The following is a 12,928-nucleotide window of genomic DNA, read 5'->3' on the forward strand; positions in this document are numbered from 1 at the left end:
GCGGCCCCATGGCATAATTCTGTGCAAACGCCTCTCAGTCCCCACCCGCATGTTGACCTTGCCGCGCCTGCGTGCAACCTCGGCGCCACTGGGGTTAAGGGCGGATGGTCAATGTTACGCAGACTATATGATCGCACGATGGCGCTGGCGGATCATCCGCGGGCGCTGTGGTGGCTGGCCATCGTTTCTTTTGCCGAAAGCTCGGTTTTTCCGATCCCGCCAGATGTGCTGATGATCCCGATGATTCTGGCGCGCCCCTCGCGGGCCTGGTTGATTGCCCTGGTGGCGCTGGTCTCTTCGGTTCTGGGCGGGCTTCTGGGCTATGCCATCGGTGCCTTCTTCTACGAAGGCATCGGTCAGCCCATCCTTGAGATGATGGGTAAGGCGGATGCCATGGAGGCCTTTAACTCCCGGTTCAACGACTTTGGCTTCTGGGCGGTTCTGGGCGCGGGCATCACGCCGTTCCCGTTCAAGGTGATCACCATCATGTCCGGCTGGACCGGTATGCCGCTGGTGACCTTCGTTGCAACCTCTATCCTCGCGCGATCGCTGCGGTTTTTCGCGGTCGCGGCGCTGCTGCGCCTGTTCGGCGCGCCGGTACGCGCCTTTATCGAGCGGCGGCTCGGTCTTGTTTTCACGGCCTTTGTCGTGCTTCTTTTCGGCGGCTTTCTTGTGGTGAGATACCTATGACGTTCAGAACCTTCCTGATCCTGATTGCAGCAGGCGGATCCGCTGCCCTTTTGCTGGGGGCCTTTGGCTTTCAGTACATCGGTGAAATGCCGCCGTGCAAAATGTGCTACTGGCAGCGTTATCCCCATGCCGCCGCCGTTGGCATCGGGGCGCTGGCAATCCTGATCCCGGGCGCATTCTTCCCCTACCTCGGCGCGCTGGCAGCGCTGGCGACCTCAACCATCGGGGCCTATCACGCCGGTGTCGAACAGGGCTGGTGGGAAGGACCGAGCGCCTGCACCTCGGGATCGATTACCGGGCTGACACCTGATCAGTTGATGGAGCAGATCATGGCCGCGCCGATGGTACGCTGCGATGAGATCCCGTGGGAGATGTTTGGTGTTTCGATGGCGGGCTGGAACGCAGTGATCTCTGCCGGGCTGATGCTGATCTGGATTGCGGCAGCGCGGCAGCGTCGCTGATACCAGAGGGCCGCTGAAACGCGGCCCTTCAGGTCTCTTTCTTGGTGGCCAGCAGTAGATTGGTTTCGCTGGTGGAGACCCCATCAAAGTTGCGGATCTTCGCAAGCGCAGAATCGAGCGTCTCCAGCGTTTCCGTGCCAAGTTCCACGATCAGGTCCCAGCGCCCATTTGTTGTGTGGATTGCACGCACCTCTGGCAGACCATGCAGTTGCCGCGTGATCCGGCTGGCACCGCGTCCCTCGATCCCGATCATCATCAAGCCGCGCACCGGATCCCGCAGCACGTCCTCCTTCAGGACAACGGTAAACCCCAGGATGTCCCCCCGCGCCTGTAGCCGTTCGATGCGCGCCCGCACCGTAGTGCGTGACAGGTTCAGCTCCAGCGCCAGATCGGACAGGGACGCCCGTGCATTGTGGCGCAGTGCCGCGATCAGCCGCTCATCCGTTTTGTCCAAACCCACCTCCATTACGTGAAATTGCCACGCATTATGGCCAAAATATTGACTTCAATCCACCCCGTATTGGAGTTCCTCTGAAGGCTCGACACAATCGTGATGGAGATCCTTCCCCCGTGAGCACACAGAACTGCATTCTGATCGGCGCGCCGGTAGACAGTGGAAAACGTCGCGCCGGCTGCCTGATGGGACCCGATGCCTATCGCACCGCCGGATTGTCCAAGGCCTTGACCGATCTGGGCCATCAGGTGACGGACCTTGGCACGGTGACACCCGCAGCGCACCCGCCGGACGAGGCGAACTCGCGGCTGTTCTCGCTGAACCAGACCATCGGTTGGACCAGCGCGCTCCGCGATGCTGCTGCATCCGCAATGGAGCAAGGCTTGCCAATTTTCCTTGGCGGTGATCACGCGCTGTCCCTTGGCTCCGTCATCGGTGTGGCCAATTACGCCGCCCGGCAGAACCGGCCGCAATTCGTGCTGTGGCTGGATGCACATACCGATTTCCACACACCGCAAACCACCGACAGTGGCAATCTGCACGGCACGCCGGTTGGCTATTTCACCGGTCGCGAAGGCTTTGACGGGTTTCCAGCTGTAAAGAACCCGGTGCCCGAGGAGAACGTCTGCATGTTCGGCCTGCGGTCTGTTGATACGCCCGAGCGGCAGGCTTTGGAAGGCAGCCGGATCCGGCGCCACGACATGCGCGACATTGACGAAAACGGTATCACTGGCCCCTTGGCCGCGTTTCTGGACCATGTGGCAGCCCAGAACGGCATGCTGCACGTGTCGCTGGATGTGGATTTCCTCGACCCCTCTGTCGCCCCGGCGGTGGGCACCACGGTGCCCGGCGGCGCCACGGTGCGTGAAGCGCATCTCATCTGCGAAATGCTGCATGATTCCGGGTTGATGACCTCGCTCGACCTTGTCGAACTCAACCCTTTCCTCGATGAACGCGGCCGCACCGCGCATCTGATGGTCGATCTCTGCGCCTCGGCCCTGGGCCGCCGCGTCTTTGACCGCCCCACACGGAGCTACCAATGACCAACCTCAATCCTTCCGCCAAAGCCATGGTGCCTTTTGTCAGCGTCGACAACATGATGCGCCTGATCCATCACACCGGCGTGGAAAACATGCTGCGCGACCTCGCTGCCTATGTCGAAGAGGACTTCCGCCGCTGGGAGCTGTTCGACAAGACCCCGCGCGTGGCAAGCCATTCTGATGTCGGCGTGATCGAACTGATGCCCACCTCGGATGGGGAGGCATACGGGTTCAAATACGTCAATGGCCACCCCAAAAACACCTCGGAGGGGCTGCAGACCGTGACCGCCTTTGGCCTCTTGGCGGATGTCTATACCGGCTATCCGGTGCTGCTGACGGAAATGACCATGCTGACGGCGCTGCGCACCGCGGCGACCTCGGCCATGGTGGCCAAACATCTGGCGCCGAAGGGCGCAGACACCATGGCGATGATCGGAAATGGCGCCCAGTCAGAGTTCCAGACACTGGCGATGAAGGCGATCTGCGGGCTGAAATCCGTACGCCTTTACGATCAGGATCCCAAGGCCACCGAAAAATGCGCCCGCAACCTGGCGGGCTGCGGTCTTGAGGTGGTGTCCTGCAAAACAGCCGAAGAAGCGATTGAGGGCGCGCAGATCCTGACCACCTGCACCGCGGACAAGCAATATGCCACCATCCTCAGCGACAATATGGTCGGCCCCGGTGTGCACATCAATGCCATCGGCGGTGACTGCCCCGGCAAGACGGAGCTAGCGGCAGGTATCCTGTCCCGGTCGGATGTCTTTGTGGAATTCCCGCCGCAGACCCGCATCGAAGGCGAGATCCAGCAGATGCCCGAGGATTTCGAAGTTACCGAGATATGGCAGGTCATTACCGGCCAAAAGCAGGGGCGCCGGGACGACCGGCAGATCACCCTGTTCGACAGCGTCGGCTTCGCCATCGAGGATTTCAGCGCCCTGCGGTATATCCGCGACCAGATCAAGGACAGCGAATTCTTCATCGAACTCGACATGCTGGCAGACCCGGATGATCCGCGCGATCTGTTCGGCATGCTGCAACGGGCCGGAACCGCGCACCCCGCATAAACTGCGGCTCAGGCCTCCAGTTCGGAATCCCAGTAAAGAAAGTCCATCCAACTGTCGTGCAGATGGTTGGGTGGAAACTTGCGCCCGATATTGCGCAGCTCCTCGGCGCCGGGGCGTTTGGGCGCCTTGCGCAAGTGCATCCCGGCCCGGTGCAGCGATTTTGACCCCTTGCGCAGGTTGCACCTGGAACAGGCCGCGACGACGTTTTCCCAGCTGGTCACGCCGCCAGCAGCGCGGGGCACCACGTGATCGAATGTCAGATCGCCCCTTGCGCCGCAGTACTGACAGCAGAATTCGTCCCGCAGAAATAAATTAAAGCGCGTGAAGGCCACGCGCTTTTGAGGTTTGACATAATCTTTGAGGACGACAACCGACGGTATTCGGATCTCGGTGCTGGGGCTATGCACGACGGTGTCATATTCCGCAACGATCGCCACCCGGTCCAGCCAGGCTGCCTTGACCGCATCCTGCCACGGCCACAATGACAGCGGATAATAGGAAAGTGGCCTATAGTCCGCATTCAGTACCAAGGCCGGGTGCTGTTTCAGCGCCCCGGGGTCCCGTACAAAGTCTGTTCTGAAATCGCCGTCCATTCTAAACGTCTTCCTCGCCCTGCCTGCCCGTTACCTGACACCAGAGCGGGGAACCCGCCCCAGTCTGAGATTAACTATATATCGCGGTAGAAAGCTGGCAAGCCCCTTGCGCGCTACAACATCTCGACGGCAGGCATAGGCCGATTCCGTGACAGGCAGGTGACGGGCCTGCTCAAGAAACTTGCGCCTTTCAAACGCGAGGCCTATTGCGGCGCCATGACCCGGCTTATCCGCTTTAACAAACCCTTTGACGTTCTGCCCCAGTTCACCGACCGCAGCACAGAAGGGGGCCCACGCAAGACGCTGAGCGATTTCATAGATTGCCCCGGCGTTTACCCCGCTGGCCGTCTGGATCGCGACAGCGAGGGATTGATGCTGCTGACCGACAATGGCCGCCTTCAGGCCTGGATCAGCGATCCGCGCAACAAGATGGCAAAGACCTATTGGGTGCAGGTCGAAGGCACGCCCGACGAGGCCGCGCTGCAGGCCCTGCGGCAGGGGGTGGAGCTGAAAGACGGGCAGACCAAACCCGCCAAGGCGCGGCGGATTGATGAACCGGCGGGCCTCTGGGCGCGAAACCCGCCGATCCGGGTCCGCAAATCGGTGCCCGACACATGGATCGAGCTGACCATTACCGAGGGGCGCAACCGGCAGGTCCGCCGGATGACTGCTGCGGTCGGCCATCCCACATTGCGGCTGATCCGTTATGCCATTGGCGCCTGGACCCTGGATGGGCTGGCACAGGCCACATGGGAAGATCTGGAGCCGCCAAAGGTACCGGGGCGGCCCAAACCCGCGCAGCTGCCAAACCGCCGGGCGCAGGCGAGACGGGCCAAGGAAAAAGCCAAAGACACCGATCAAAAGAAAACGGGCGGCAAGCCCCGTAAGCCTCGCCGCCCGTCCTGAATTCTTCCTGTTCGGCGTCCGCGCCGGTCAGAGGCTCAGCTTGTCCCGCATGAAGGCGAGCGCGACGCTCAGCCCGTCGGGGGCAATGCCATGGCCGGTACCCTTCTGAATATGGGCAAAGACGTCCTGAAATCCGGCTTCCTGCAGGGCTTCGGCGGCTTCGGGCAGGGATTGCACCGGCACCACGTCATCCGCATCGCCATGCACCAGCAGCACCGGCATCCGGCTGACCACCTCGTCCTTAAAGGTGTCTGGGCTCAGCAGGCGGCCAGAGAAGGCAACGATCCCGGCCACCGGATCCTCGCGGCGCGGTGCCACGTGCAGGCTCATCATGGTGCCTTGCGAGAAGCCGAACAGCACCACCTGCTCGGGCAGTACGTCCTCATCCACCATCAGCGCGTCGAGGAAGGCATTCAGATCCTCGACGGCGGCCTGCATGCCGCGCATGCTTTCTTCTTCGGAGGACCCATCGATCCAGGGGATCGGGAACCACTGATAGCCCATCGGCGCCCCGGCGCAGTTTTCGGGCGCATCAGGCGCCACGAACAGCGTGTCCGGCAGGTGCTCGGCCAGCGGATCGGCCAGCCCCAGCAGGTCGGCTCCATTGGCGCCATAGCCATGCAGAAACACCACAACCGAGCGGGTTGAGCCGGAAAGCGGCTCTTTGCGGCCAGCAGTCAATACACGAGTCATCGGATCCCTTCCCTGTCCTTCTTCACATGGTAATAGGCCCAGAGCACCCGTGCCGCAACCGCGCGCCAGGGCGACCAGTCTTCGGCCATTTTGCGCAAGGCGCGTTCCTTGGGACGTTCCGGCAGATCGAACAACAGCCGCGCGCCTTCCTGCAAGGCCAGATCGCCGGGCGCGAAGACATCCGCCCGCCCCAGCGCAAACATTGCATAGATTTCCGCGGTCCAGACCCCGATGCCGGAAACTTCGGTCAGGATCGCCACGACTTCCGCATCCGGTTTACTCCGCAAGGCATTGAAATCAATAGAGGCCTCCGCCAAAGCCCGCGCATAGCGGACCTTTTGACGGCTAAGCCCGGCTGCGCGCATTTCCTCGTCGCTGGCCGCGATGATCGCATCCGGTTCGGTCAGCCCCGCATTGGACATCCGGGTCCAGATCGAGGCCGCCGAAGCAATGCTGAGCTGCTGGCCCACGATGGCATTCAACAACTCCGCAAAACCATCAGGATGGCGCCGCAGTGGCAAAGTTTCGATCTGGGCCAACGCATCGGCAAAGCGTGGGTGCCGCGCCGCCAGCCATTCCGCGCCTTCGATAACGCATGCATCGCTGTGAATGATCCGTCCAACCCCGTTATCCGTGACTACACGGCTCTCTGTATCTGTGTGTGACGCCACGTCACGTTTCCTTCATCTGTTAATTTTCACAAAACTGCCGACGGACGCCCGATGAGGCGCGCCAGGCGTCTTGTTCCCGCTCACATTCAGGGTTACGCATCCCACATGACACAGACCATGACCACCCCCACCGACGACAGAGTCGCCAAGAAGAATGTTGCCATTCTCGTGATGGCGCAGGCCTTCCTCGGCGCTCAGATGCCGATGATCTTTACCATTGGCGGCCTCGCGGGGCAGTCGCTGGCCTCCAACCCTTGTTTCGCCACCTTGCCGATCTCACTGATCGTCGCCGGGTCGATGATGGCGGCAACGCCGATTTCGGCGATCATGCAGCGCTGGGGCCGCCGCGCGGGTTTCTTTACCGGGGCGCTGTTCGGAGCGCTCGGCGGCATCGTTGGCGCCTATGGTCTCTATCTCGGCTCATTCCCTGTGTTCCTGCTCGGCAGCCTTCTGACCGGCGTCTACATGAGCGCGCATGGTTTCTACCGCTTTGCCGCCGCCGATACCGCGTCCGAAGAGTTCCGTCCCAAGGCGATTTCCTACGTGATGGCGGGCGGGCTCTTGTCGGCCATCATCGGCCCACAGCTGGTCAAGGCGACCAGCCAGGCCTTTGTCATCCCCTTCTTCGGAACCTATATGGCGGTGATCGCGGTCAACGTTGTGGGCGCGGCGCTGTTTCTGTTCCTGAACATCCCGAAACCGCCGGTCCCCAGCCATGACGCCCCCAAGGGCCGCAGCCGTATCGAGCTGCTGAAAACCCCGGTGATCGCGGTGGCGGTGATCTGTGCAATGGTTTCCTACGCGCTGATGAACCTGGTGATGACCTCGACCCCGCTGGCCGTGGTCGGCTGCGGCTATACCGAGGGCAACGCCGCCGATGTGGTGACCTCTCACGTGCTGGCGATGTATGTGCCCTCCTTCTTTACCGGTCACCTGATCGCGCGTTTCGGCGTGGAGAAGATCGTTGCTGCGGGTCTGGTCATTCTGGCCGGCGCGGGCGCCGTGGCGCTGCAAGGCGTCGATCTGGGCAACTTCTTCATCGCGCTTGTCCTGCTTGGTGTTGGCTGGAACTTCGGCTTTATCGGCGCGACCACCATGCTGGCGGGCGCGCATGAGCCGCACGAACGTGGCCGGATGCAGGGTCTGAACGACCTTCTGGTCTTTGGCGGTGTCACCATGGCCTCGCTCGCCTCGGGCGGTCTGATGAACTGTTCGGGCGGCTCGCCGGTGGATGGCTGGAGCGCGGTCAACATGGCGATGGCGCCCTTCCTGGTGCTGGCCGGCGGCGCGCTGGTCTGGCTCGCCCTGCGGCCCAAGCGGGTCTGACGGCGCTGCTCAGCCAAAACACAAAAGCCGCCCAGTGGGCGGCTTTTTTTGTTCGATTACAAAGACCTACCGCCTCAAACGCGCCCGCCTACCAGCGCCCCAGCGCGGCCCGCATCATCAACCCGCTACGGCGGCGGAATTCGCTGGTGCCAAGCGCGCCTGCCGCAACCCGTTCTGGTTCCCCGATCGCCTGTTTCAGGATACTCTGCGCCTGCCAGCCCGCCAGCATCGCCGGGGCCGCTGCCGTCGACACGCTGCCGCGCGCGCGCCGCGCTTGCGCCAGATATTGGTATCCCTTTTCCGCTAGCTGCTGCACACCCTTGGTGGTGCCATCGAGCAAGGGCACCCGTTTTTGTTTTTCCAGCTCCGGGATTGCGCGCAGCCAGTTGGCAATGCCGATGCCACGTCCAAAGGCGCGCACGGTTTCTTCTTCCGCCTCGCCCAGCGAAGCTGCTGCCATCCATAAAAGGCTACCCGAGGTGGCATCGATATAGGTATCAAACGCCGCTTCATCCTCAAAAGGATCGCGGTAGATGTCCCAGCGCCGCGCCTCGGCCATGGGGTCAATCTCTTTCGCCAGTTCGGGGCGAAGTAGCCGCCCAAGCGGGGTCGCCACATAGTGACGGCGCACCTGCTTCGCCTCTGCGATTTCGGCGCCGACATCGCGCCACCATTGCACCCGCATCTCTGCGATCATGCTTTCCTGGCTGGCCCAGGGCGCGCGGGAGAGTTCAAGGTTGAAGGCATAAAGCGCGAACAGAAGCGGACGCGCTGCAACGGGCGCCGCCATGGTCGCCATGAAGCGGTCCGGATCGCCCTGCCGGACCAACTCGGCGCAGCCTTTCAGATCGTCATCAAATTCCATTTAGGAACTCCTTCACGGCCATTGCAGTTTCCGGCGCATCGACGATGCCAAGATGGCCGACACCCGGAATGATGCGATAGCTCCCCCGGTGCGTCACTTGCGCCATCAGTGGCTCATAGCCCTCCGCGACAAAGGCTTCGTCTTTTTCCCCTGCCATTACAAAGAATTCCGGAAGAGCCCTAATGTCCGCCAGATAGTCGCTTCGCGGTGCGTAAGAGGTGTTGAGTCGGTAGGAATATTCCGTCGTCGCCAGATGCCCCAGCGGTCCATCCAGAACCTGTTTCGGCATGGCGAACTGGATCACGGTCAGGTGATTGAACCACGTGATCCCCAAGGCATTCAGAATCGAAAGCCCGATGATCCGGCGCGTCAGCGGCTGCGCCCATCCGCCCGAATTCTTGCGGGTTGTCGGGGCGTCATACTTCAGGAACGGCGCCAGAAGAACGGCGCGGTCCAGCATGCCCCCATGTTGCCCCCCGGCAAAGCGCACCACCAGCCCGCCGCCCGAGGAATGCCCCAGCAGAACAACTTTCTGCCGCGGTTGCACGCGGGCTGCGATCAGGTCCGCAAGGTCATCCTCCAGCTGGCCAATATACTCCACATCGCCGCGCCGCCCGGGGGCGGCTCCGTGCCCGCGCAGATCCGGCACCAGAACATGTCCTGCGATCTGCGGTGCAAGCGTGGCATATTGCAGCCCATTCCAGCCGGACCCATGTACCATGACCACCAGCGGCCCGGCGCCGTTGTCGAAGCTGCGCACCTGCAGCGGATAGCCATCCCGCATCGGAACGGTCTCCGGCTCTGGCATGTCCGGCCCCGCAGAGACCGCAGAGAAATCCAGCCCCTTTTCCGGCGCCGCAGGCAGCATATCTGCAGGCCTTTGCGACAGGATCAAAGCAAAGGGCAGCACCGCCGTGATGGCCAGACCGATAGCCGCCGCCCGGATCAGCGCTTCCATCATGCTTCCGGCGCGCAGTCGCGGATCAGCTTCCAGCGGATCGCATCCAGCAGCGCCTCGAAAGAGGCGTCGATGATGTTCGGGCTAACGCCCACCGTGGACCAGCGGCGGCCTTGATTGTCGGCGCTGTCGATGACCACACGCGTCACCGCCTCGGTGCCGCCCTGAGTGATGCGCACCTTGAAGTCCACCAGACGCATATCGTCGATCACCTCGGAGTAACGCCCCAGATCCTTGGCCAGCGCCTTCGCCAGCGCGTTCACCGGGCCGCGGTCGCTGCCGGTTTCATCCATGGATTCGCTGACCGACAGGCGTTTTTCGCCGTCCACCTTCACGACAACGACCGCCTCGGAGAGGCTCACCATCTTGTTGTACTTGTTCTTGCGCCGCTCAACCGTGACCTTGTAGCGCTTCACCTCAAAAAACGTCGGCAGTTGCCCCAGCTCCTCGCGCGCCAGCAGCTCAAACGAGGCCTGCGCCGTGTCGTAGGAGTATCCTTCATCCTCACGCGCCTTGATCCGGTCAAGGATCCGTGCCAGTGCCGGATCGCCCTTTTCCACGTTCAGCCCGGCGTCGGTCAGCCGCTTGCGCAGGTTCGACTGACCGGCCTGATTGGACATGGGAATGATGCGCGCGTTGCCCACCAGTTCAGGCTGGATATGCTCATAGGTCGACGGATCCTTCAGGATCGCGCTGGCGTGCAGACCCGCCTTATGGGCAAAGGCCGAGGCCCCGACATAGGGCGCCTGCTTCATCGGCACCCGGTTGAGGATATCATCCAGCATCCGGCTTTGTTGCGTGAGGCTGGTCAGCGCCTCAAGGCTGACGCCGGTCTCGAACTGGCTGGCATAGGGTTCCTTCAGCAGTAGCGAGGGGATCAGCGTCGTCAGATTGGCATTGCCACAGCGTTCGCCCAGCCCGTTCAGCGTGCCCTGCACCTGCCGCACGCCCGCATCCACGGCCGCCAGCGAACAGGCCACCGCGTTTTCGGTGTCGTTGTGCGTATGGATGCCAAGGCGCTCCCCGGGAATGCCTGCCGCGATCACCTCGGTCACGATGCGATAGACCTCGGCGGGCAAGGTACCGCCGTTAGTGTCGCACAAAACAATCCAGCGCGCCCCCGCATCCAGCGCCGCACGGCAGGCGGCCAGCGCATACTCCGCATTGTCCTTGTAGCCATCAAAGAAATGTTCGGCGTCAAACAGCGCCTCGCGTCCCTCGGCCACGATATGCGCCACCGAGGCGCCGATATTCTCAAGGTTCTCTTCCAGCGTGATGCCGAGCGCGGCCGTCACGTGGTAATCGTGTGATTTTCCGACTAGGCAGACCGTATCGGTTCCCGCGTTCATCACTGCCGCCAGAACATCGTCATTGGCAGCCGAGCGCCCTGCCCGTTTCGTCATTCCAAAGGCCGCCAGCCGCGCGCGGGTTTTCGGCGCCACCTCGAAAAAGGCACTGTCGGTCGGATTGGCGCCGGGCCATCCGCCCTCAATGTAATCGATCCCCAGATCATCCAGCGCCTTAGCGATCTGTTGTTTTTCGGCAGTCGAGAACTGCACGCCCTGCGTCTGCTGCCCATCGCGCAGCGTGGTGTCGTAAAGGTAGAGACGTTCTTTGCTCATTCCTGCCTCGTTGTGTTCACCGGGCGGCGCCCGGCCCGGGGTGGGCGTAAAGCGCCCGCCCATGGGGCGGGTCGGGCGCTGCCCGGAGACACGCTCCGGGCGGGTCGGATCAGATCTCGTCCAGCTTGGCCGGATCAAACCCCGGCCCCGGTACCAGTTCGACGCCTGTCTTGCTCATCCGGACTTCCAGTCCTGCGTCCATATAGGCCGTCTTCAGTCGATCTACTTCAGAGAAGTCCTTGCTTTCCATGGCAGTCTGACGGGCCTCGAACAGGCGCGTCTCATGGGCAGACACATCCACATCAGGACCCTCGGCCCATGCACCGATGTCCACTCCCAGAAGACCAACCAGCTGCGCCGAAGCAAGAAGGCCCGCCGCATCTCCTGCGGCAGCCAATTTGTGCAGCTCTGCAATCACCCCAGCGGTATTGAGGTCATCCGCCAGCGCCTCCAGAACCGCGGCAGCAGCCTGGGCGGAGGGTTCGACGCCCTTCGTCAAGGCCCGCCATTTGCGCAACGTCGCCTCAGCCTCCTTTGCCTTCTTCTCGGTCCAGTCCATCGGTTTGCGATAGTGGGTCGACAGGAAGACAAACCGGATCACCTCACCCGGAATGCCCTGGTCCAGCAGGTCATGCACGGTGAAGAAATTGCCGAGCGATTTCGACATCTTCTTGCCTTCGACCTGCAGCATCTCATTGTGCAGCCAGTAGCGCGCGAACTCGCCTTCGGGATGGGCGCAGCAGCTTTGCGCGATCTCGTTTTCGTGGTGCGGGAACATCAGATCGTTGCCGCCTCCGTGAATATCAAAGGTCTCGCCTAAAATCTCATAGGACATGGCCGAGCATTCGATATGCCAGCCGGGGCGTCCGCGGCCCCATGGGCTGTCCCAACCAGGCAGATCGTCGCTCGACGGTTTCCACAGCACGAAATCCATCGGGTTCTTCTTGTAGGGCGCGACCTCGACCCGGGCGCCCGCGATCATGTCGTCGACCGAACGCCCCGACAGCTTGCCATAGCCCTCGCGCCAGCTGTCGACGGCGAAAAGAACGTGACCTTCGGCGGCATAGGCGTGGCCCTTGGCGATCAGATCCTCGATCATCGCGACCATCTGGGGAATATATTCCGTTGCCCGCGGCATGTGGTTCGGCTCCAGCGCGCCAAGGGCGCCCATGTCATCCAGGAACCACTGCGTTGTCTCGGCGGTGATCTCTCCGATCGCACGACCGCTTTCGGCAGCGCGGGCGTTGATCTTATCATCCACGTCGGTGAAGTTGCGCGCATAGGTCACGTGATCCGCGCCATAGACGTGCCGCAGCAGCCGGTAGAGCACGTCGAACACCACGACAGGCCGTGCGTTGCCGAGATGCGCCCGGTCATAGACCGTGGGACCACAGACATACATCCGCACGTTTTCCGGATCGATCGGAGTGAAGACTTCTTTCTTGCGGGTCTTCGTGTTGTGCAGTTTGATCACCGGTTGGGTCACTGTGTCGGTCGTCGTCATGACAGCTCCTTTGACAGGCACGGGCGTGCAGGGCTCAAGGCCAGGCGCACAGGGGCGCAGCGCGGGCTTAGCAAGTTGTCA

Annotated in this window: 14 protein-coding genes; 6 read left to right on the forward strand and 8 right to left on the reverse strand. The window is 62.2% G+C overall.

Annotated features, from left to right (window positions below; all coding sequences use genetic code 11):
* The first annotated feature begins 111 nt into the window (after positions 1 to 111).
* Both SM763_RS00745 and SM763_RS00750 read left to right on the forward strand, forming a co-directional pair.
* A complete protein-coding gene (locus SM763_RS00745; RefSeq protein ID WP_368997030.1) occupies positions 112 to 690 on the forward strand; it encodes a YqaA family protein in 579 nt (192 codons plus the stop codon).
* Positions 687 to 1,151, forward strand: a complete 465-nt coding sequence (locus SM763_RS00750) for a disulfide bond formation protein B (protein ID WP_274832188.1) — start codon at positions 687 to 689, stop codon at positions 1,149 to 1,151. The genes SM763_RS00745 and SM763_RS00750 overlap by 4 nt, the downstream gene beginning before the upstream one ends.
* Before the next feature lie 28 nt (positions 1,152 to 1,179).
* On the opposite strand, the gene SM763_RS00755 is transcribed toward SM763_RS00750, so the two are convergent.
* Positions 1,180 to 1,605, reverse strand: coding sequence for an Lrp/AsnC family transcriptional regulator (locus SM763_RS00755; RefSeq protein WP_065273447.1), 426 nt, complete (start codon positions 1,603 to 1,605; stop codon positions 1,180 to 1,182).
* A gap of 116 nt (positions 1,606 to 1,721) precedes the next feature.
* On the opposite strand from SM763_RS00755, the gene rocF reads away from it, so the two are divergent.
* Positions 1,722 to 2,648 (forward strand): arginase, encoded by a 927-nt coding sequence (rocF, locus tag SM763_RS00760; RefSeq protein ID WP_368997033.1) that lies wholly within the window; start codon positions 1,722 to 1,724, stop codon positions 2,646 to 2,648.
* Positions 2,645 to 3,709, forward strand: a complete 1,065-nt coding sequence (gene ocd, locus SM763_RS00765; protein ID WP_368997034.1) for an ornithine cyclodeaminase — start codon at positions 2,645 to 2,647, stop codon at positions 3,707 to 3,709. Before rocF ends, ocd begins: the two co-directional genes overlap by 4 nt.
* An 8-nt stretch (positions 3,710 to 3,717) precedes the next feature.
* Here the strand turns inward: ocd and SM763_RS00770 are convergent, their stop codons facing one another.
* Positions 3,718 to 4,302: an HNH endonuclease gene (locus SM763_RS00770; RefSeq protein ID WP_274832184.1), complete on the reverse strand. Its 585-nt coding sequence runs from the start codon at positions 4,300 to 4,302 to the stop codon at positions 3,718 to 3,720.
* A gap of 216 nt (positions 4,303 to 4,518) precedes the next feature.
* Here SM763_RS00770 and SM763_RS00775 point away from each other — a divergent pair, with 216 nt between their 5' ends.
* On the forward strand, positions 4,519 to 5,208 hold the full coding sequence (locus tag SM763_RS00775) for an rRNA large subunit pseudouridine synthase E (protein ID WP_274834460.1): 690 nt from the start codon (positions 4,519 to 4,521) through the stop codon (positions 5,206 to 5,208).
* Between the two features lie 27 nt (positions 5,209 to 5,235).
* On the opposite strand, the gene SM763_RS00780 is transcribed toward SM763_RS00775, so the two are convergent.
* Positions 5,236 to 5,901 (reverse strand): alpha/beta hydrolase, encoded by a 666-nt coding sequence (locus SM763_RS00780; RefSeq protein ID WP_065270179.1) that lies wholly within the window; start codon positions 5,899 to 5,901, stop codon positions 5,236 to 5,238.
* Positions 5,898 to 6,572, reverse strand: a complete 675-nt coding sequence (locus SM763_RS00785) for a DNA-3-methyladenine glycosylase family protein (protein ID WP_368997036.1) — start codon at positions 6,570 to 6,572, stop codon at positions 5,898 to 5,900. Before SM763_RS00785 ends, SM763_RS00780 begins: the two co-directional genes overlap by 4 nt.
* A gap of 105 nt (positions 6,573 to 6,677) precedes the next feature.
* Between SM763_RS00785 and SM763_RS00790 the strand changes: the two genes are divergently transcribed.
* On the forward strand, positions 6,678 to 7,898 hold the full coding sequence (locus SM763_RS00790) for an MFS transporter (RefSeq protein WP_274828046.1): 1,221 nt from the start codon (positions 6,678 to 6,680) through the stop codon (positions 7,896 to 7,898).
* Between the two features lie 88 nt (positions 7,899 to 7,986).
* Here SM763_RS00790 and SM763_RS00795 read toward each other — a convergent pair whose 3' ends face one another.
* The 4 genes from SM763_RS00795 to cysS all read right to left on the reverse strand — a co-directional run bounded on the left by SM763_RS00795 (position 7,987) and on the right by cysS (position 12,847).
* The gene (locus SM763_RS00795; RefSeq protein WP_368997038.1) at positions 7,987 to 8,763 is read right to left on the reverse strand and encodes a squalene/phytoene synthase family protein; all 777 of its coding nucleotides are present in this window, start codon (positions 8,761 to 8,763) and stop codon (positions 7,987 to 7,989) included.
* Entirely contained in the window at positions 8,753 to 9,721 is a 969-nt protein-coding gene (locus SM763_RS00800) for an alpha/beta hydrolase (RefSeq protein WP_368997040.1), read from the reverse strand. Before SM763_RS00800 ends, SM763_RS00795 begins: the two co-directional genes overlap by 11 nt.
* On the reverse strand, positions 9,721 to 11,343 hold the full coding sequence (gene cimA / locus SM763_RS00805; RefSeq protein WP_368997041.1) for a citramalate synthase: 1,623 nt from the start codon (positions 11,341 to 11,343) through the stop codon (positions 9,721 to 9,723). Before cimA ends, SM763_RS00800 begins: the two co-directional genes overlap by 1 nt.
* Positions 11,344 to 11,452: 109 nt before the next feature.
* Positions 11,453 to 12,847: a cysteine--tRNA ligase gene (gene cysS, locus SM763_RS00810; protein ID WP_368997042.1), complete on the reverse strand. Its 1,395-nt coding sequence runs from the start codon at positions 12,845 to 12,847 to the stop codon at positions 11,453 to 11,455.
* Positions 12,848 to 12,928: the final 81 nt, after the last annotated feature.

This window comes from Pseudophaeobacter sp. C1-32P7 (genome assembly GCF_041008775.1).
Lineage (GTDB): Bacteria > Pseudomonadota > Alphaproteobacteria > Rhodobacterales > Rhodobacteraceae > Phycobacter > Phycobacter gallaeciensis_A.